This window comes from Selenomonas timonae (assembly GCF_014250475.1).
GTDB classification, from domain to species: Bacteria; Bacillota; Negativicutes; order Selenomonadales; family Selenomonadaceae; genus Centipeda; species Centipeda timonae.
This window is the reverse complement of the sequence record NZ_CP060204.1, coordinates 744,217-764,309: the sequence shown is the minus strand read 5'-3', so window position 1 is coordinate 764,309 and position 20,093 is coordinate 744,217. Positions and strand designations below refer to the sequence as shown.

General features: G+C 58.8%; 17 protein-coding genes and 2 pseudogenes. 4 read left to right on the top strand and 15 right to left on the bottom strand.

Features of this window, described 5'->3' with window-relative positions; translation table 11 throughout:
- Positions 1–10 precede the first annotated feature (10 nt).
- The 9 genes and pseudogenes from H1B31_RS03575 to H1B31_RS03540 form a co-directional block, all read right to left on the bottom strand.
- A complete protein-coding gene (locus H1B31_RS03575) occupies positions 11–1,018 on the bottom strand; it encodes a deoxyguanosinetriphosphate triphosphohydrolase (RefSeq protein ID WP_185980926.1) in 1,008 nt (335 codons plus the stop codon).
- A 15-nt stretch (positions 1,019–1,033) separates the two neighbouring features.
- Positions 1,034–1,417: a universal stress protein gene (locus tag H1B31_RS03570; RefSeq protein WP_185980925.1), complete on the bottom strand. Its 384-nt coding sequence runs from the start codon at positions 1,415–1,417 to the stop codon at positions 1,034–1,036.
- Between the two features lie 102 nt (positions 1,418–1,519).
- Positions 1,520–2,197 (bottom strand): RadC family protein, encoded by a 678-nt coding sequence (radC, locus tag H1B31_RS03565; protein WP_185980924.1) that lies wholly within the window; start codon positions 2,195–2,197, stop codon positions 1,520–1,522.
- A complete protein-coding gene (locus H1B31_RS03560) occupies positions 2,184–2,762 on the bottom strand; it encodes a Maf family protein (protein WP_009656917.1) in 579 nt (192 codons plus the stop codon). Before H1B31_RS03560 ends, radC begins: the two co-directional genes overlap by 14 nt.
- Positions 2,763–2,865: 103 nt before the next feature.
- A complete protein-coding gene (locus tag H1B31_RS03555; RefSeq protein ID WP_009656919.1) occupies positions 2,866–4,143 on the bottom strand; it encodes an ArsB/NhaD family transporter in 1,278 nt (425 codons plus the stop codon).
- Between the two features lie 204 nt (positions 4,144–4,347).
- A pseudogene (locus H1B31_RS11395) lies at positions 4,348–4,451 on the bottom strand (secretion protein HlyD); the annotation flags it as partial.
- 58 nt (positions 4,452–4,509) lie between these two features.
- Positions 4,510–5,889 carry a DUF389 domain-containing protein gene (locus H1B31_RS03550; protein WP_185980923.1) on the bottom strand — a complete coding sequence of 460 codons (1,380 nt, stop codon included), beginning with the start codon at positions 5,887–5,889 and terminating at the stop codon, positions 4,510–4,512.
- A 138-nt stretch (positions 5,890–6,027) separates the two neighbouring features.
- On the bottom strand, positions 6,028–7,455 hold the full coding sequence (locus tag H1B31_RS03545; protein WP_185980922.1) for a glycoside hydrolase family 1 protein: 1,428 nt from the start codon (positions 7,453–7,455) through the stop codon (positions 6,028–6,030).
- 32 nt (positions 7,456–7,487) lie between these two features.
- Positions 7,488–7,781: an RpnC/YadD family protein gene (locus tag H1B31_RS03540; RefSeq protein ID WP_185980921.1), complete on the bottom strand. Its 294-nt coding sequence runs from the start codon at positions 7,779–7,781 to the stop codon at positions 7,488–7,490.
- A gap of 207 nt (positions 7,782–7,988) precedes the next feature.
- Here H1B31_RS03540 and H1B31_RS11560 point away from each other — a divergent pair.
- The 3 genes and pseudogenes from H1B31_RS11560 to H1B31_RS03530 all read left to right on the top strand — a co-directional run.
- A pseudogene (locus H1B31_RS11560) lies at positions 7,989–8,093 on the top strand (secretion protein HlyD); the annotation flags it as partial.
- A gap of 22 nt (positions 8,094–8,115) precedes the next feature.
- Positions 8,116–8,538: a hypothetical protein gene (locus tag H1B31_RS03535; protein WP_185980920.1), complete on the top strand. Its 423-nt coding sequence runs from the start codon at positions 8,116–8,118 to the stop codon at positions 8,536–8,538.
- 415 nt (positions 8,539–8,953) lie between these two features.
- Positions 8,954–14,119, top strand: a complete 5,166-nt coding sequence (locus H1B31_RS03530) for a DUF4132 domain-containing protein (protein WP_185980919.1) — start codon at positions 8,954–8,956, stop codon at positions 14,117–14,119.
- 193 nt (positions 14,120–14,312) lie between these two features.
- Here H1B31_RS03530 and H1B31_RS03525 read toward each other — a convergent pair whose 3' ends face one another.
- The 6 genes from H1B31_RS03525 to H1B31_RS03500 all read right to left on the bottom strand — a co-directional run bounded on the left by H1B31_RS03525 (position 14,313) and on the right by H1B31_RS03500 (position 18,982).
- Complete coding sequence (locus H1B31_RS03525; RefSeq protein ID WP_009655782.1) at positions 14,313–14,648, bottom strand: hypothetical protein; 336 nt, start codon at positions 14,646–14,648, stop codon at positions 14,313–14,315.
- 366 nt (positions 14,649–15,014) lie between these two features.
- Positions 15,015–15,416, bottom strand: coding sequence for a bacteriohemerythrin (locus H1B31_RS03520; protein WP_009440803.1), 402 nt, complete (start codon positions 15,414–15,416; stop codon positions 15,015–15,017).
- A 55-nt stretch (positions 15,417–15,471) separates the two neighbouring features.
- The gene (locus H1B31_RS03515) at positions 15,472–15,885 is read right to left on the bottom strand and encodes a bacteriohemerythrin (protein WP_185980918.1); all 414 of its coding nucleotides are present in this window, start codon (positions 15,883–15,885) and stop codon (positions 15,472–15,474) included.
- Between the two features lie 24 nt (positions 15,886–15,909).
- On the bottom strand, positions 15,910–16,596 hold the full coding sequence (locus H1B31_RS03510; protein WP_185980917.1) for a hypothetical protein: 687 nt from the start codon (positions 16,594–16,596) through the stop codon (positions 15,910–15,912).
- 211 nt (positions 16,597–16,807) lie between these two features.
- Complete coding sequence (locus tag H1B31_RS03505) at positions 16,808–18,193, bottom strand: SGNH/GDSL hydrolase family protein (protein ID WP_185980916.1); 1,386 nt, start codon at positions 18,191–18,193, stop codon at positions 16,808–16,810.
- Positions 18,194–18,982, bottom strand: a complete 789-nt coding sequence (locus H1B31_RS03500; protein WP_185980915.1) for a molybdopterin-binding protein — start codon at positions 18,980–18,982, stop codon at positions 18,194–18,196. It abuts the gene before it with no gap.
- 211 nt (positions 18,983–19,193) lie between these two features.
- Here H1B31_RS03500 and H1B31_RS03495 point away from each other — a divergent pair, with 211 nt between their 5' ends.
- Positions 19,194–20,057, top strand: coding sequence for a ChbG/HpnK family deacetylase (locus H1B31_RS03495; protein WP_185980914.1), 864 nt, complete (start codon positions 19,194–19,196; stop codon positions 20,055–20,057).
- Positions 20,058–20,093: the final 36 nt, after the last annotated feature.

The window sequence follows — 20,093 nt, the reverse complement described above, 5'->3', positions numbered from 1 at the left end:
AGTTTCTCCTTTATATTGGTTTGATTGTCATCTGATCCACGGGCGGGATGTAGATCTCGCGGAAGAGCGCGACGGCATAGCTGTCCGTCAGCCCCGCCACATAGTCCACGACGCACTGCTCGCGACCCCAGCGCTCCTCGCGCGCGATAAACTCGGGCGGAAGCGTGTGGAAATACACGGTGAAATGATCCATGAGGGCACGCAGAACAAAGCCCGCCTGTGCGCGCTCGTGCGCGAGCGTCTTGGAGTGGTAGATATGCTCGAACATAAAGGCGCGGAACGTGTCCATGACGTGCTGCACCTCATCCGAGAGTGCCGCGTCGCCGCGCGCCTCCGAGGTGACAATCATATCCGACACCATGCTCGTAATCATCGCGGACGTATCCGTACCAAATGCGTCGCGCACCTCGGTGGGCAGCTCTTCGGGCGTCAGAAGCCCCGCACGGATGCTGTCGTCGTAGTCATGGCAGAGGTAAGCAATGCGGTCGGCAATGCGCACAATCCGCCCCTCGAATGTCGTCGGCACGCCCTTGCCCGTATGGTTCAGGATGCCGTCGCGTACCGCACTCGTAAGGTTTAGCCCGCGCCCGCCGCGTTCGAGGATCTCGACCATGCGCAGGCTCTGCTCGTTGTGGGCAAAATGCCCCGTGATCTCCTCCACAACCGCCTCACCCGCGTGTCCGAACGGCGTGTGTCCGACATCGTGACCGAGCGCGATCGCTTCCGTCAGATCCTCGTTCAACATGAGCCCGCGCGCAATCGTGCGCGAGATCTGCGCCACCTCGAGCGTATGCGTCATGCGCGTGCGGTAGTGGTCGCCCGCGACAATGTAGACCTGCGTCTTGTGCTTGAGCCGACGAAATGATTTCGAGTGCAGAATGCGGTCGCGGTCGCGCTGGAACTTCGTGCGGAAGGGGCACTCCTCCATCGGATGGCTGCGCTTTGCGTCTTTGCTCCGCGCCGCCAGTGGAGAGAGGAGTGCATCCTCCTGCGCCTCAAGCCGCTCTCGAACGGTCAAGGACGACACCTCCCGCTACTTGATGACCATGACGGGGATCTTGGCCTCCTCGATCACCTTCTGGCTGACGCTGCCGATGAGCACGCCCTTGAGGAGACCAAGCCCGCGGCTGCCCATGATAATCATGTCGCTGCCCTCTTCGTCCGCAACTTCGAGAATGCTCTTAGCGATATGCCCACTCTTGACGTGCTTGCGCGCCTTGCGGTCGCCCGAGAGCTTTTCCCAGATGCGGTCAAAGACGATATGGCTCGGAATGTCCTTGTTGATGTTGCTCGCAACGTAGACGAAGTCGAGCTCTGCGTCGCATTTCTCCGCGAAGAAGATCGCCTCATCGACCGCCTTGCAGCCGTTGACCGACCCATCGACCGGAACGAGGATCTTTTTGATCGCACTCATCATAATCCCTCCTAATCACGTTTTAACAAGAAAGATTTCCTAAGGTATCAGTATATTTCGATGATTGAGGGGTGAATTCCTCTCTCTTTTCAAAAAAAGTATTGATTACAGCACACCTTCCTCCGCAAAGCTGAAAAAGCCGTCTCCCCCGATGATGACGTGATCCGTCACGGGGATGCCGAGGAGTGCGCCCGCATCCTTGAGCACGCGCGTGAGGCGGTGATCCTCTGCGCTCGGTGCAGGGTCGCCGCTCGGATGGTTGTGCGCGAGGATGATATGCGCCGCGCCGCAGCGAATCGGTGGCTCGAACACCTCACGTGGGTGCACAAGCGCATTCGTGAGCGTGCCCACGGACACATCCGCGACCATCAGCACCTCGTTCTTTGCGCTGAGCGGCAGCACGAGGAAATGCTCGCGCTTCTCCGCGCGAAAGCGTGGGCGCAGCAACTCCGCCACGTCTGCCCCCTCGCGGATGCGCGGGCGGCGCTTCGCCGTCTGCTGTGCGCGCCGTCCGAGTTCGAGCGCGGCGAGCACGGTCGCCGCCTTTGCCGTGCCGATGCCCGGTATGCGCGCAAACTCGGCACAGGGCATCGCGAGGATCTCGTGCAGCCCCGTCTCGCGAAAACGCGCAGCAATGCCGCGCGCAAGTTCCAGTACATTCTCGCCCGCGCGCCCCGTGCGCAGGAGGATTGCGAGCAGCTCTGTATCGCTGAGCGCCTCTGCGCCGCGCGCAATCAGGCGCTCACGTGGCAGCTCGCCCGCTGGCAGATCACGCAGATTCATCGCCATCCTCCATCGTGACCCCCGCCGTACGTGCAAGCGCCGCAACGGCGTGGAGCGGCAAGCCGACCACGTTCGAGAACGAGCCGTGCAGCTCCTCGATGTAGATTGCCGCACGCCCCTGAATCGCGTACGCGCCCGCCTTGCCCATCGGCTCGCCCGTCGCGACATAGGCGTCGATCTCCGCCTTCGTCATCGGGGCAAAGCGCACCGTGGTCTCCGCTGCATCCGTGTACTCCCGCCCATTCACGACCCACGCAATCCCCGTGAGCACCGTATGCTGCCGCCCCTCGAGCGAGGAGAGCATGTGGCGTGCCTCCGCTGCATCCTTTGGCTTGCCGAATGCGATGCCATTCAGCACAACAGCCGTATCCGCTCCGAGCACGGCGTGGTCGGGGTACTCCTCGGCGACCTTGCGCGCCTTCATGAGCGCGTTGCAGATCACGGCATCGCGCGGGCGCTCCCCATCATTCACCTCATCGACGGCGGGCGTAATCGAGACGAACGACGCCCCGATCTGCCGCAGGAGCGCACGGCGGCGCGGCGACGCAGACGCAAGTATGAACATAACTTCTCTCCGAATAAAAAAGACACCGAAACTGTGTCGGTGCCTTCACACATTTCTTATAGAGTTTGATTCGCCCTCGCGCAGGCTTTTTCCTGCAAAGAATTTATATCAAATACCGCAGGTACACGTAGACCGTCGAGAGAACGATCGTGAGCAGCATGAGTGGGAAGCCGATCTTGAAGTAGCGAATGAAGCTGATGTGCACGCCGCGCTCCGCCGCCATGCCCGCGACAATGAGGTTCGCCGACGCGCCGACAAGCGTGCCGTTGCCGCCGAGACACGCGCCGAGCGCGAGCGACCACCAGAGCGGCTCGAGGTTCTCGATGCCCATTGCGCCCATGTTCTGAATGAGCGGAATCATCGTCGCAACAAACGGGATATTGTCGAGCACGGACGAGATGATCGCGCTCATCCAGAGGATGAGGAGCGCCGTCGCCGTCAGATCGCCGCCCGTCGTCTCCACTGCCGTCTCCGCGAGCTGCGCAATAATGCCGACCTCGATGAGGCCGCCGACGGCGATAAAGAGTCCGATGAAGAAGAAGATCGTCGGCCACTCGACCGAGTGCATCGCCTTTTCAACGAGATGCTCACTGCCGCCCGCGAGGAGGAGCAGCAGGAAGCCGCCCGTCAGCGCGATCAACGAAGATTCAATATGGGTGAAAGAGTGTGTGAAAAATCCTAGTATCGTCAGCCCGAGCACGAAGAGCGAGCGCTTCAGCAGGCTGTGATCCGTGATTGCAGCTTTTTCGTCCATCTGCATCAGTTCCGCCTGCAGCTCGGGGGTTGTGACGAGGCTCTTGCGGTAGATCGCAGACATGATGAACATGACAACGAGCATGCAGATGATCGCGATGGGCGCGAGATGCTCGATGAACATGACGAAGGTGAGTTCCTTGACCGCACTGCCGATCATGATGTTCGGCGGGTCGCCGATCAGCGTTGCCGTACCGCCGATGTTCGACGCAATGATCTGCGTCAGGAGGTAGGGCATGGGGTCGAGTTTCAGGATCTTCGTGATGCTGAACGTCACGGGCACCATGAGCAGCACGGTCGTCACGTTGTCGAGGAACGCCGAGAACAGCGCCGTAATCAGACAGAGATAGACGAGAATGCGGCGCGGCTCCGCCTTTGCAGATTTCGCCGCCTTGATCGCCACGTAGTCGAACAGCCCCGTCTCCTTCGTCACACCGACAAGTACCATCATGCCGACCAAGAGGCCGAGCGTCTCAAAGTCCACATGATGCAGTGCAACCTCCTGCGAGAGGATGCCGAGCAGCATCATGAGCACTGCACCGATCATCGCGGCAACCGTACGGTGAATCTTTTCCGAGACGATCACCATGTACATTACAACAAAAATTATCGCGGCCAACGTTTCCATATAAGCGCCTCCTTTACCGAATCAAAATTTGCGGGCGGAACCACAGCCACCGCCGCGCACGACTTTGTTCATTTTATCACAAGGTTCGAAAGGGTGACAAGTTTTTTTCTACATACAATTTTTCTATCCCGTTTGCAATTACTCTTACTTCTTATTTCCGATTCGGCCACACGATGTGCATAGCGCGCGCTCAGCCACGGATTGCGGAAGCACTGATAAATTCAGCCCGCCATCTTAGCGCATCTTTTTTGCCCGTACTTCGTCGGCAAATCCTCCACATAGCCCTTGCTATGCATCCGGTTTGCCTCCTAGTCCGGACGAAAAAATCTACGCCAATCTGACGGGCTTCATTTTATCAGCGATTCCTTACAATCCCTTTTTTGCCTCTGCTGGCGGAACTTCAGGAAGGAAGTGCACCTCTACACGGTTCTTTGCTTTGTCCGAAATCCATTCGGTCAAGCGAGCACGCGATGCTTCGTCCATATCCGATTGCAGATATATGAACGCAATTTGCGTTTCACTCAGAGCAGCCGATTTATCCCCAGTCCCGGCAGGGGCTTGCACGCTCCCGACGGCGATGCGGGAGATTTGCGGAAATACGATACGAGCCTCACGATTCCAATCCAAGATGTAAGCTCCCTGCTTCTCGCTTTCCTCGCGGGCTGACTTGAGTGCCGTCACAGTCTGCTGTTCCTGCACAGAGGGGATCGCTCTTTTTTCAACCTCGCTGAGTCTTTGATTGATCATCGCCTCCATCTTTTCTCTCTCTTCCGTCGTTTCCGCAGAAAACACCTCCAACCGGAACGGCCTGAGGTATTTCTTTTCATGCAGCTTCTCCGTCAATGCCGCCAAGTCGTCCTCCGCTATTCCTGCAACCGTAAATACCGTCAGCATTTTCTTCTCGTTGTCCAACGTATAGGAGATTGCCAGACGGGGCGGTGCTTTGAAATTCTCTTCGATATAGCTCTTCGCCTGCGCGTTCTCCAGATTTTCCTGCACGCTCTGATACGCAAAGAAACAGCTGGGCAGCGTGACCAGTATGGCAAAGGTCAGCAAATAACGTTTCTGTCTTGAAAATTCGACAGAATCCCGCGCAATCTTCGAGGGGATATCGATGATTTTCAGGACGATGAATGCCGTCAGACAGATAAAGAAACTGTTGATAAAGAACAGGTAGAGAGCGCCCACGGTGTACGCCGTCACGCCCGTCGCAATCCCATACCCCGCAGTACAGAGAGGAGGCATCAGCGCCGTCGCAATCGCAACACCGGGGATGACATTCCCGCCCTCTTTGCGGGTTACACCGATGATGCCTGCGAGGCCGCCAAAGACAGCAATCAAAACGTCCCAGATGGTCGGCGATGTCCGTGCAAGCAGCGCCGAAGAGGGGGCATCGATCGGCGTGAGGCAAAAATAAAGCGTCGATGCAGCAACTGAAATAAGCACTTGGGCGAATAGATTACCTGCACCGGAACGTATATACGCGCTGTCATAACGGGCAAGCCCATAGCCAATCCCAAGGATCGACCCCATCAACGGCGAGATCAGCATCGCTCCGATAATGACTGCCGTACTATTCATATTGAGACCGATGGAGGCAATAAAAATCGCCAGTATCAGGACACTGAGATTCGTTCCCCTGAATCGCACGCCGGCGTTGATTCGCTCTGTAATTTCCTGGATCGATGCAGTGTCGCCGCGCAAATCAAAAAAAGCTTTCAGCTGATTCAAAATCAAACAAACCATCTCCTAAGAAAAAGGCACTGCTGCACGAAAGAACCGTACAGCAGCACCCCAATGTCAGCTCCGCGCATGAATCGATACGATTGTTCGGCCTGCAATTCGAACTTCGAGTGTGATGCGGTTCTACACCAATCGGAAGGTCTATTTTATCAGCGATTCCTTAACGCACCGCTTCAAACATCCCCCGTTTGTCGCGATCACGTCCCGATACCAGTGAAACGATTTCTTGCGGTATCGCGCGAGCGTCCCCGACCCGTCGTCATTGCGGTCGACGTAGATGAAGCCGTAGCGTTTTGACATCTGCGCCGTCGACGCGCTCACGAGGTCGATGCAGCCCCACGTCGTATAGCCCATGACGGGCACGCCGTCGGCGATCGCCTCCTCCACCTGCACGAGATGATCGTTCAGATAGTCGATGCGGTAGTCGTCCGCAACCGTCATACCGCCCGCGCCATCCGAGACGAGCTCGTCCTTTGCGCCCAGCCCGTTCTCGACAATAAAGAGCGGCTTCTGCCAGCGGTCATAGTAGCGATTGAGCACATAGCGCAGCCCCTGCGGGTCGATCTGCCAGCCCCACTCGCTCGCCGTAAGGTGCGGATTCTTTTTCCCACCGAGGAGATTGCCGCCGCCCGCCGTACCGCCCGCACCCTCGCAGATGCTGACGTAGTAACTGAACGAGACGAAGTCCACCGTATGCTCCCGCAGCAGCCGCAGCTCCTCCTCCGTCGCACGGATCTCGATGCCGTTCTCGCGGAAATAGCGGTTCATATAGCCGGGATACACGCCACGCACATGCATATCGCCGAAGAAATCGTTAAAATGCTCCGCCCGCATGACGGCGATCATGTCATCGGGCGCGGGGGTCAGAGGATACGTCGGCATCGCAAGAATCATGCAGCCGATCTGAGCCTCGGGGATGATCTCGTGCCCGATCTTCGTCGCAAGTGCCGAGGCAACGAACTCATGGTGACACGCCTGATAGAGATCTTGGAGCGACAGCTCCGACTTCGGTGTCAGAATCCCGCCCGAGAGCAGCGGCTCATGGAGTACGGAGTTGATCTCGTTGAACGTCAGCCAATATTTTACTTTATCCCGATAGCGCGTGAAGATCGTCCGCACATAGCGCTCGTAGAAGCCGATCAGCTCGTGACTCATCCAGCCGTTGTATGTTTTCGCGAGGTGGAGCGGCGTCTCGTAGTGCGAGATCGTCACAAGCGGTTCGATGCCGTATTTCCGACACTCGTCGAAGAGGTCGTCGTAGAACTGCAGCCCCGCTTCGTTCGGCTCGGCATCGTCCCCGTTCGGGTAGATGCGGCTCCACGCAATCGACGTGCGAAAGACCTTGAACCCCATCTCGGCAAAGAGGGCGATGTCCTCCTTGTACCGATGGTAGAAGTCAATCGCCGTCAGTTTCAGATTGTCCGCCGTCGGCTCTGCGGTTGGCACCCCCATGATGCCACGGGGCATAATGTCCTGGATGTCGATACCCTTGCCGTCCGCGTTGTACGCGCCCTCACACTGGTTTGCGGCGACTGCGCCGCCCCAGAGAAAATCTGTTGGAAATGCCATAGCCGCTCCTTTGCTGCGCCCGACGCACAGATCTACGCAAGTGTGATGCCGTTGTCCTGTGCAATCTTGCGGATGATCGGCTCGGGTAACTCCGCCGCCTTGGCGACAGTCGCCGTATCCGCCCCCGTGCGCAGGAGGTTCAGTGCCACGCTGATCACGCCCTGCTTGCGCCCGCGGAACTCACCCTCGCTGATGCCCTCCGCCTTGCCCGCTGCTCTGCCCTTTTCCCATGCCGTCTGCAAGTCCGCTGCGAGATCCGCGCGCAGCGCCTCCACGCGCTGTGCGCTCATCGTACGAATCAGCTCCTCGACATTGATATCACTCATTGATGATTTCATCCTTTCTGTCCTGATATATGGCCTCATTATAAAAGATTTTTGCACAGTGGTCAAACAGTGCGGTATGACTGCTTTCACGAAGCTGTTTTTAACAGAGTTATCATATATACTATGCTATAATTCAGAAAATATATAAAGGAATCGCTGATAAAATGAAGTCCGTCAGATTGGCGTAGATTTTTTCGTCCGAACTAGGAGGCAAACCGGACGCATAGCAAGAGCTATGTGGAGGATTTGCCGACGAAGTGTGGGCACAAAAGATGCGCTAAGATGACGGTGCTGAATTTATCAGTGCTTCCTAAAGTGAGGAGCGGAGTACAGTATGCAGGTACGGGTCAATGTAAAGCGCATCGGCAGGCGAAAAAACGCCATCGAGACGCGCCCCTATGAGATTGGGGAGGTGCGTGATGTCGGCGAGCTGATTGCGGCATTCGTTACAGCGGAGGTTGCGCGGTTCAACGAACGGGCGACGGCGGGCGAGACGGCACTCCGCTATCTGACGAATGCGGAGATTGCGGATGCCGCCATGGTCGGAAAGATCGGATTCGGCGCGGACTACAACGGGCAGGTGCAGGATCTCACGGCGGCGATCGAGAACGCACGTCAGTCGTTCGAGGACGGCATCTACCGCATCTTCATCAACGGCGATGAAGTGGGGGGCGCGCTCGACACGCCTATCACACTCCGAGAAAACGATGAGATCACGTTTGTCCGCCTGACGATGCTTGCAGGACGTATGTGGTAGGGGCTATGGCAACTGTTACGGATTCGCGATGCGTACTCCACGCAGAACCCTCGTTACGCAAGCGGACGTGTGCTCGTCCGCGAGGGAATCACGGACGCATTCAGTTGTCCATCTTGGCACATCTTTTTCGCCCTCTCTGCGTCGATAAATCCTCAGCATAGCCACCGCTATGCTTCCGGTTTATCTCCTTGATAGGACGAAAAATCCGCACCAATCTGAACAGCATCATTGCGTTCGTGATTCCCCAATACCTGCGGATTCCAAACGCGCTGCGCTTGAACGATTAAAATCCGCAGGGGGCGGGTCGCACACTCTACGCCGCTTGCTCCACTAGGGTTTGCTTAGGAGTACTGCATTTTCTTTTGTCCGTAACTTTTATCATAGTGCCATGTGGTAAACCCGATGGAGGAATACGATGATCAGTTACTATCTGCGCGATGAGGAAATGACACGCTATATCGAGCGGCTGAAGGCAGGGTTTGATGCGCTGAACCCGCAGAGCCAAAAGCTGCTCAACTTTCTCTTTTTCCGTACGGACGAGAAGGGAGAACCGGACTACGACTGGGACATCGGCGTGGCAAACTTCCGCCGCAACAAGAAGGGCGTAGTCTGCACGGTCGATGATGACGTACTGCCGCCCGCGCTCTACCCCGCCTTTGACCTGATGATGGGCGAGGATCTGCGGAGGGATCTCGTCGATATGGCGCACAGCCTCGCCGCCTATCCCTATACGAACCGCTACTACCGCCGTCTCGTCCGCTCGAGCGACTACCATCAGCACGTCGGCCGCATTTGGAATCTGATCGAGCAGCTTGTGCGCGAGTACGCCTTAGGGAAGAACTTCCTGCAGCTCCTGCGCAGAGAGTACGATGTGGAGAGGTACGGCAGCAGCTTCCTCCCGCCCGAGCAGATCGCCGTATGGATCGACCGTGGGGACGCAGAGACGATCGCCATCATCCGCGATATACTCCTCAGTGAGAACAACACGAACGTACTCACCTACGATATTTTCCGCGCCATCTTCAAGTCACGCAGTACAGAGCTCGTGGAACTCGTCGGCAAACTCCTCCTCGCGGGAAAACTGCAGGAGGGACTGCGGCAGGCGATCTGCGAGACAATGGACTGCGGGCGGCAGGAGCACTTCGTCTATATCATGGGCATCATCGAGGAGCACAACCTCATCCGCTTCTCGTCCGTGCGCCGCGCGATCGCAACGACCATCGGCATCGGCACGGACAGCGAGCGTGTGGACAAGAAGCTCCTCGCGCTCATGATGCGCGTGCTGCGCGATCCTGCGGAGGCAGACACACTCCTTCACAGTGAGGACAATGTCGAGGCGATGGTCGGGTTGTGGAGCAAGGGCGTGCATGACCTCACGCAGCTCATCGCCGGCATGGAGGCGATCATCGAGGAGGGACGGCCGCACTCCGTCCTGCTCGTCTCGTACTTCCTGCATGCCCTGCAGGACGGTGCACAGGAGCGGCGCATTGCAAAGCGCGTTCTCCTTGGCATCACGGACGCGGAGCTCAGTGCGGCGGACATGAAGAAAATCGCCTGCTACCTGTCCTACATGACGGGCGATTTCTACATCCTGCGGGATCTCGACGACTTCGTCAAGCAATTCGATGCGACGACGTATTTCGCAGATGCGGAGGAAGCCACGCGTTTCTTTGACCTCTGTGCACGTGCCCTCGACCGAATGAAGCGCAAGGAGGAGAAGTACCCTGCGTGCATCTTCCCGTGGTACGATGTGACGCTGACGAAGGAAGCACTGTCCAATGCGATGGTGCTCACTGCCCTCTGCGCCGGCACTGCGCTGACGGATCGCGTCGCGCCCATCCTCCCCGTCTGCTACACGGGGCAGCGCGCTGCGCGGCTCTTCCTCAAGACACCGCTGAGTGCGGCACAGGAGGCATCGCTTCTCGACCTCCTGCGCCTCGCCCCCGAGACGGCGGAAGCAATCCTCCTCAAAAAAGATACGGCGACCGTGGCGGCTGCGGACTTCGTGCCGCGCCACCGCACAGAGATCGCCGCCCTGCTGCGCCTAAAGACCGCAAAGACGCGCCGCACGGTGCTCGACCTCCTCTACACGCAGGAGGACGAATTGCTCCGCACCAGCATCGCAGATCTCCTCGCACAGAAGGACGTGAACAAACGCCTCGGTGCACTCGACCTCCTCCTGCGCTGCAAGGCGGACGGGCGCATGGCACAGGAGGAGCTGCTCTCCCTCGCACGCGGCATCCAAAAGCCCACCTCGGACGAGCAGGTACTGATCGACGAGCTGTCGAGCAGCGCGGGTGCAGACGCACAGGAGCAGGCGCTGTTCGACGCAGCATACACGCCGGACTTTGCCATCGAGATCCAGTATGCGGAGAAAGCGGGCGGCATCCGCGGCCTGCTGAATCGTCTCACGGGCGCGAAAGAAACGCCGTCAGCGGGCGGCTACGATGCAGCGACAAATACCGTCCACGTTGTCAACACACTCACGCTCAAAGACATATTCCCGCGCACGGACGAGGAGCTGCTTGCCATCGTCACGAGGCTGAACGCACTCTATACGAAACATGAGGACTACGAGTACAAGGCACGCTGGATCGGCAGAGAGGAGACGACGCTTTCGGCGGGCTATTACGAACGGGCAGACGCAGAGCACGCAAAAGACGCGCCCGATCATATCAAATACTATCCGCTTGCTGAGGTCTGGGAGGAGTTCTACCGGAGCGAAATCAAGGACTTCCCCACGCTCTATCAGCTCGCCATCGCGCTCCGTATGCCGAAGGCGGAGGACGAATTCTTCGCCGAGGGTCTGACGCGCATTGCAGAGCGGGACTGGACGGCGTTCCCCGCCGCCCTTGCCGCGCAGAAGCTGAGTTACTTCGGCGAGGGTTACGTCGGACGGCAGACGGGGAAAAATGTCATTCGCGTGCTCTATGAGACATATGCGGAGGAGAACCGCCCATTCATCTTTGCCGCAGGGCTGCTGCTGATGAGCCGTGCCTACGACTGCTTTGACGAAAACCTCTTTCTCGTGGAGTACAAAAACCAGTGGCGCACAGGGAACACGCGCCAGATCATGCACCATACCGCGCTCATGCAGACCGCGCTGCACGGCGCACGGCGCTATCAGGGTGCGGCGGAATTCGCACAGTCCTACGCCCTGCGGTACCGCATGATGGAGCGGCTCGAAGCACAGCTGCTGCGCACGGAGCAAGAGCCGGAGTCCGGCATGGTCGGCATCATCGAGCACGCGCAGGCGCAGATCCTCGGCATGGTGGAGAAGGACGCGTTCTACAAGATGCTCCTCGGCGTGCAGGCGGACGGGATGAGCGAGGACGCTGCACGCAAACAAAAAGCAGTGGAAAAGAATCGCATACATGTGCTCGAACGCTATCGCAGCGGTGCTCTCCCCGACCCAAAGGACACAGATTTCCGCGGCGCACAGACGGAGGATGTCCTCGTCTTTGTACGGGACGAAGGGCAGCATGTCATCGACTGCATCGTCACGGCAGAGCTGCGGCGCGGTGACACCCCCGCGCTTCACTCCGCCGCAGTCGCAAGCATCGTGCGCGTCGAGGGCATGGATACGTTCGTGCGCATCCTGCAGGCACTCGGCGCACTGAAGCTCGACCGCGGCAGCTGGTACTACGGGGCAAACGAGGCGAAGGCATCGACGCTCAGTCACCTGCTGAAGGTCAGCCACCCGCGCGCGGACGAGACAGCGGCGGAGCTGAAGACGGCTCTCTCGGGAAGCGGCATCACGGAGCAGCGGCTCGTCGAGGCGGCGATGTACGCACCGCAGTGGATTCCGCTCATCGAGGCACACCTCGGCTGGCGCGGCATGGCAAGCGGCTGTTACTACTTCCAGGCGCACATGAGCGACATCCCAAAGGATCGCGAGAGCATGATCGCAAAGTACACCCCGATCGCCGTCGAGGATCTGAAGGAGGGCGCGTTTGACATCGACTGGTTCAACGCAGCCTACAAGGAGCTCGGCAAGGCGCATTTCGAGTGTCTCTACGATGCCGCAAAGTACATCTCCGACGGTGCGAAGCACGCACGGGCGCGCAAATTCGCCGACGCCGTGCGCGGCATGATGAAACTCGCAGACGTGGAGAAGGAGATCGCGGCGAAGCGCAACAAGGATCTCGTCCTGTGCTGCGGGCTGATCCCCCTCAAACGCGCACGGGAAAAGGATATGCTCGAGCGCTACACATTCTTGCAAAACTTCCTCAAGGAGAGCAGGCAGTTCGGCGCACAGCGCCGCGCGAGCGAGGCAAAGGCGGTCGAGATCGCCCTCTCGAACCTCGCCCGCGCCTGCGGCTTTGACGACGTGACGCGCCTCGTGTGGACGGCGGAGACGGAGCTCATCAAGACGCACGCCGCCCACTTTGCACCCAAGGCGGTCGAGGACACGGAGCTGTGGCTGCGCGTGGCGGAGGACGGCAAGGTAAGCCTCGTGTGCGCAAAGGGCGGCAAGGAGCTGAAATCCATCCCCGCAAAGCTGAAGAAGAATGCCTACGTGCTCGAACTGAAGGAAGCGGAGACGAATCTGAAGGAGCAGTACCGCCGTACGCGGAAGATGCTCGAGGAGATGATGGAGGACGGCACGCCGCTGCTCGCCCGTGAGATTGCAAACGTCATGGAGCACAATCCTGTCATCGCTCCTCTCTTGCGTGTACTCGTCTTCAAATCGGACACGGCATTCGGCTTTTACGAGGGCGGCGCACTCGTCACGCCCGACGGCACACGCACAGAGGTCGCAGCGGATGCGGAAGTGAAAATCGCCCACGCGCTTGATCTCTATGAGAGCGGCACATGGGCGGCGTATCAGGCATATCTCTTTGAAAAGGGCATCCGTCAGCCGTTCAAGCAGGTATTCCGCGAGCTCTACGTCAAGACGGTGGACGAACGCGGCAAGGAGACGAGCCTGCGGTATGCGGGACACCAGATCCAGCCCGCGAAGACCGTCGCGCTGCTCAAGACGCGCCGCTGGGTCGTCGATGGCACGGACGGACTGCAGCGCGTTTACTACAAGGCAAACATCATCGCGCGTATCTACGCGCTCGCCGACTGGTTCTCGCCCGCCGACATCGAAGCACCGACGCTCGAATGGGTGGACTTCTTCGACCGCAAGACGTTCAAGAAACTGCCGATCGACGATGTGCCCGACCTCATCTTCACCGAGGTCATGCGCGATGTCGATCTCGTCGTCTCCGTCGCGCACGTCGGCGGCGTCGACCCCGAGGCAAGCCACTCGACCATCGAGATGCGCCGCGCCATCGTGCAGTTCAATCTGCCGCTCTTTAAGCTCGACAACGTCCGTCTCGATGGCACGCACGCACATATCCACGGAACGCTCGGCGACTATACCGTCCACCTCGGCAGCGGCATCGTGCAGCAGAAGGCGGGCGCAATGGTGAACGTCCTGCCCGTCCACAGTCAGCACCGCGGCCGCCTCTTCCTGCCGTTCCTCGACGAGGATCCCAAGACAGCAGAGATCATGTCGAAGATTATCCTCTTTGCGGAGGACGGGAAAATCAAGGATCCGTTTATATTGGAGCAGATCAAGACGAAACAGTGATCGGTTGATAACAGACCTGTGCATGCTCCACGTGACAAGCGTTTGCGTGGAGTTCGCATAGGACGTTTCATATCATCCATCACAGCACAAAAAACCGCACGGAACTCTGATCGGTCATTCCACCGACTCAGCACCCTGCGGTTTTCTTGTGCAGTAATATTCGATTGTTCAATGATTCCCTCCGTGAGAAGGACTACGCCGACGCCGCTTCGGCGTCAATCGCAGGACGCACACCCTGCAGATCAACCACGTACGGATCCCCAAACAACTCACGCGTCGCGTCGCTGTGGATATCCTCCTCCAACGAGCGCAGCGAACGTGCAAGCGCCTGAATGTCAACCTCGTACGCTTCACCATCCATGCGGTGGAGCTGCCGAATCTGCTCACGATACGCGAGCCGCTGAGCACGCATCCCCTCGATGAGGGCATCGTCCTTCGCGGGATAAACCGCTGCCGCGCGCACCATGGCATTGATTGGGATCCGTTTAGCCGGATCGTCCAGCACCGCTGCCAGTGATATGACTGCCATTACAGCCACCTCATTTCCTTATGAGTATTTTTCGTTGTGCTCGACTGCACACAACCGATCTTGAGACATTTCCTTTGTCTCACGTTTATTATAGAAAAAAAGCCAATGCTTGAACATAGTTCTTTCTTCCCATTTTTATTGTTTTTATCCAAAAATAACCTTCTTTTATCTTCATGATATAAAATTTATATCCAAATATTTTTCTTTATGCTATTGAATTTCATTCTCTCATATGCTATATTATCTACAGGCTTTCGTTTGAGACCATAGCCTGTGGAAAGGATATGGTTTCCAGAGCTCTCCTAAAATATAATACACAGCAAAAACACCCCGCAACTGCTCATTGCGGGGTGTTTTTGTGTATGCCTAGGCGTGCTCATGCGGCAGCTTGCAGTCGCGCCCCTTGATATGATCGTAGAGCCAGCGCGCAAGGAAGTCGAGAATGTTCAACAGATACTCCTGCTGGTTCTCATCGATTGCATCAAGGTCGATCTCTCCAACCTTCTTCATAAAGCGCAGGTGGAGTGCACGATGGCTGAAGCGGTGCGGATCGCCGACGCTCTCCGCATATGCCTCCTCGTGCGCAAAATGCGTGCCCGCATAGGCGGCAAGCTCCTCCAATATCGCGACGATCTTGTCGTATTTGTCCTCCGACGCACTCTCCATCACGAGCTCATAGCACTCGTTCGTGAGATCGAACAGCTTGCTGTGCTGCGCGTCCACAGACGCGATTCCCGTCAGATAATCATCGGTAAACTCGTATTTCATCTAAATCGTTCCCGCTTTCTCTCTGCGCACACTTCTCAAGGATTTCTGTGTCTACCTATTTTGCTGCAGCAACATCCTCCTTTGGAATGCGGCAGTCCATGACCTTGATATGACCGTAGAGCCAGCGTGCAAGAAAGTCGAGGATGTTCAGCAGATACTCCTGCTGGTTCTCGTCGATGTCGTCGAGGTTGATCTCGCTGAGTTTCTGGATGAAGCGCAGGTGCTGATAGCGCTCGCTGAAGCGCCGCTCGTATTGGATGCGCTCCATATACTCCTCCTCATGGGCGAAATGCGTCGCCGCGTAGGCGCGCAACTCCTCGAGCAGGGCAACAATGCGATCGAATCGGTCAACTGCCGCATCGTCCATCACGAGATCGTAACATTCATTTGCCAGATCAAAGAGCTTTCCATGCTCCTCATCAATCATATCAATGCCCGTCAGATAGTCTTTCGTAAGCTCGTACTTCATGTTCTGCTCTCCTTTTCGTCCAGATCAATCCCAACCTTGAAATTCCCAATACCTCTCCGCCGCGTCAATCAAGGCATAGAAGCCGTTCGTGCGCGCGGTATCCGTATGTACCCCGACGAGCTTCCAACGCCCGTCCGTCTGCCGCGCGAGCTCCATCGTCACGGAGCCCTCGGGCAGGAGGCGGCCGTAGTCCGTATCGTCGCCACGCACAATCACATTCACCATGGCGCGGTCGCCTGTAATCACGGGCAACTCGATGCTCGCCGTGTAGTGTGCGGCAAAGGCGCGCACCTCGTCCGAGCCCCAGCGCGCATTGCCGTCCTCCTTCGTCACAGGCACGCGCTCCGCGTCGAAGTAGTAGTCCAGCAAAAGGCGCGTAAAGGCAATGTCCGCCGCGCGCCGCTCCGCCATGTAGTCATACATAAATGCCGTATCGTGGCGGAAGAACCAGTCGGAGGGATGCCGCTCGTGGAGTGCCGCAATGTTGTCCGCGAGGAGTGCGGTTGCCTCCTCGTGCATCACGGCGAACACGGCGTCCTCGTCGACGTATTCGTCAAACAGTTTCCGATCCTCGGTCACGACGGCGCGCGCAATCGCGTGCAGCGCCGCCTCGGGCGTGCGGTCGCGGTGATAACAGTACCCCGTGTACGCGCCGCCGATGAGCGCCGCGACGAGGAGCACGAGCGCACCGAGGCGCAGGCGATATGTCATAGAGCCCCCTCCCCTGCAAATTTATTTATCCTTTGGGGCGAGTCCCACGCGAACGCTTAGTTACGCAAGCGGTCGGGCACTTATCTGCCTAAATACCTGCGGACTTCTTAAACGCGCTTCGCTTGAACGAAAGAAATCCGCAGGGGGCAGAACGTGCCCTCGTTTCCGCTTGCTCCACTAGGGTTCGCTTAGGGACTTCGCCTCCATCCATCTAGCTCGTTTTCTCCATATTCTTCAGCATCCGCACCCGCCGCTCCGCCTCAGCCGAAGCATAGGCGAAATGCGTGCGCAGATAGCTGTCCACGGTCTGTCCAATGTATTTCTTCCCCGTGAGGTCGGGGTGCAGCCCGTCCGTCGTATAGCCCTCCTCGAGCTCGCCGTCCGCATCCGAGAGCACGGTCGCAACATCGATGCTGTGCTCCTGCTGCATGACCCAGTTGTTCACATAGTCGCGGTGCGCCCACCAATCGCTCGGAGGCGTATTGATCGTCATGCGTGCGGTCATGAGCGCTGGGCGGATCGGCGTCGCCGTCAGAAAGATCGGCGTGATGCCGTGCGCCCTGCATTTCTCACGCAGCGCCGCGAGGTTGCGCACCGTCTCCGCGCCGTAGATGCCGACGCGGTAATCATTCACGCCGCCCATGATGATAAGGACGCGCGGTGCAAAAGGCAGGACATCGCGCTCAAAGCGTTCGAGCATCGCCTCCGTCGTGTCGCCGCTGCGCCCGAGGTTTTTCACGGGCACGGTGCAGTAGGACTCCCAATCGTAGAGCTGATACGAGGGCGGCACGGTGATTGCGCCGCCGCCATGCGTAATGCTGTCGCCGAGCGCCGCGATCGGCGTGCGCTCCGCGACGGTGAACGAGCCATACGCCGACCAGTTCGAGATCGGCATCCCCGCCGCCGTCACGCCGCGCACGCGGTAGACATACGTGCCCGGCACGGTAAAGGGCGTGTCGTCGTAGACATCGTACTCGCCGCCCCGCAGCGTATGCACGTAACGGTCATGCCCCACCTCGCGGCGATAGACCTCGACCTCGTGCTCCTTTTGCCCCGCGAGCGGAACCCACGAGTAGACGGGGTAGAGCGGCGCATATGGCATCGCCGCATACTCCGTCGTCAGCGCGGGTGCGGCGGGGTCTGCCTCCGCCTCGCGCACGGGGCACGGCTCCGATGCCGCAGCAAGCGGTGTGCCGTCGTAGCCGAGCGGCTGCACCGTCCAATAGAGGTCATCCACCGCGCCGTATGCCATGAGCGGCAGATGCAGCCCGGTCGTATAGACGTACTCCATCGTGGCAATCGTCTTCATCGGCGCGCCCACAGAGCCGCGCAGGACGCGCACGGCATAGCGCACCGCTGCGGGATACGGCGTCCAGTGCAACATGACGGAGGAAATACGCGTGTCCTGCATCTCTGCGGTCGCCGTCTCGCGTGCCGCCTGCGCCGTGATCTCCTGCATCGCCCGCTCTGCCTTTCCGATTGCCTGCGCGCTGTGGCGCGGCGCAGACTTCTCCGCCGCACCCACAGGTACGGCACCAAGCAATACTATGACAGCGAGAAGCGCCCCCACGCTCCGCCTGACTATCCCCATCTGCATTCAGTCCTCTTCCACCGATCGAATGTACTCCTCGCCGATCGCCTCGCGCGCGGCAGCAAGGGTCGGGGCGAGCAGTGTGCGCGCCTCCTCCCGCGTGGGAGCTGCCGCCGTGACACGCACGAGACAGCCGTCCTCCTTTGCGTAGGTCGCAACGGATGGATTCTCTCCATCGACAAGTGCGCCGAGGCGGTCAGCAACGGGTGATTCCCCGACGGGCAGCCCTTTTTCCGCCATCGAATAGAGCTTGATGTTCATGGAGACGAAGACCTTGTCGCTCTTTCCGCGCAGGAAGACGTCACACGCCGTCTCAAACATCGGCTTCATCTCCTTCGGCGGGCCGGGCAGCATGATACACGCGCGCCCGTCCTTCTCGATGATGACGCCGGGCGCCGTGCCGTGATCGTTCTGCAGCACGATCGCGCCCGAGGGCACGGTCGCCTGTTTGCGCATACTCTCCGTGAGTGCAATGCCGCGCTTTGCCGCACGCGCCTCGAGGCGGCGGAGCGCCTCCGCATCCTCCACAGGCGCAGCGCCGAAATAGGAGATCAGCATCTCTTTCGTCAGGTCATCCTTCGTCGGGCCAAGCCCGCCCGTCGTGATGACGCAGTCCGCGCGCGTGTAGGCAATATCGAGCGCGGCGCGCAGGCGCTCGGGGTTATCGCCGACAACGGTCTGATAGTAGGCGTCCAGCCCCATATGTGCAAGATGGCGCGCGATATACTGCGCATTCGTGTTCACAATGCTACCCATGAGCAACTCCGTGCCCACGCTGATGATTTCAACGACCATGGAAAGCTCCTTTTCACTCTATAGTTAATCTAGATTATTTTACTACAAAAGACCTATGTAGAAAAGGTAATTTCAGGTTTTTTGTCGAAAATATTAACAAAATGGGGTATGATATGGAAATCCGCGTGTTTGTATGCTGATTTCCCTAAGCGTTTGCGTTGGACATCAGTGGAAAACATGCCTCCCATATAAATGACATGAGGACGACGACTTGAAGCAAATCATTCTGAACGCCGACGATTTCGGTCGGCACACGCTCATCAACCGCGCCGTGGAGCGCGGCATACACGACGGCATCCTGCGCTCTGCAACCATCATGCCCGGCGGCGCGGCATTTGACGATGCGGCAGCGCTCGCGCGGCGGACACCCGAACTCGGTGTCGGCATCCATCTGACGCTCGTCAACGGCAATCCCGTCCTGCCGCCCGCCGAGATTCCGACGCTCGTCACGGAGGCGGGCGTCTTCGTCGATGATCACACTGCGCTGACCGTGCGCGTCCTGCGCGGTGCGGTCAATCTGAGCGAGGTACGCGCGGAGCTCGCGGCACAGCTGCGGCGCGTCGAGGCGGCGGGCATTCACCCGACGCATGCGGACAGCCATCAGCATATGCACGTCCTGCCGGGCGTTATCGATATCGCGCTCGATCTGTGCAAGGAGGCGCAGATCCCCGCCATGCGCGCCCCGCGCGCGCCCCTCTTTGCAGGGGACTTCGGCGGCATCGGGCAGCTCATCGGGCGCGCGGGGCTCTCCGTCCTCGCACACCGCGCCGCTGCAAAGGCAAAGGCGCGCGGCATCCGCGTCCCCGATCACTTCGCGGGCATTGTCGCAGGCGAGGCGGTCGATACAGAGGCGCTCACAGAGATCGCAGCAGGACTGAGGGAAGGCGTGACCGAGGTCATGCTCCACCCCGGCACGGACAATGCCGTGCTCATCCGCGACTGCCTCTGGAATCATGACTTCGAGGCGGAGTTTGCCGCCGTCTGCGCCCCCACCGTGCGTGATGCACTCGCAGCAGCGGACGCAGAGATCACGAATTTCAGGACGTTTGCGGATTCATCCGTGGGATACGTCTAAGCGTTTGCGTAGCGTACCCACGGATATATTGAGGAA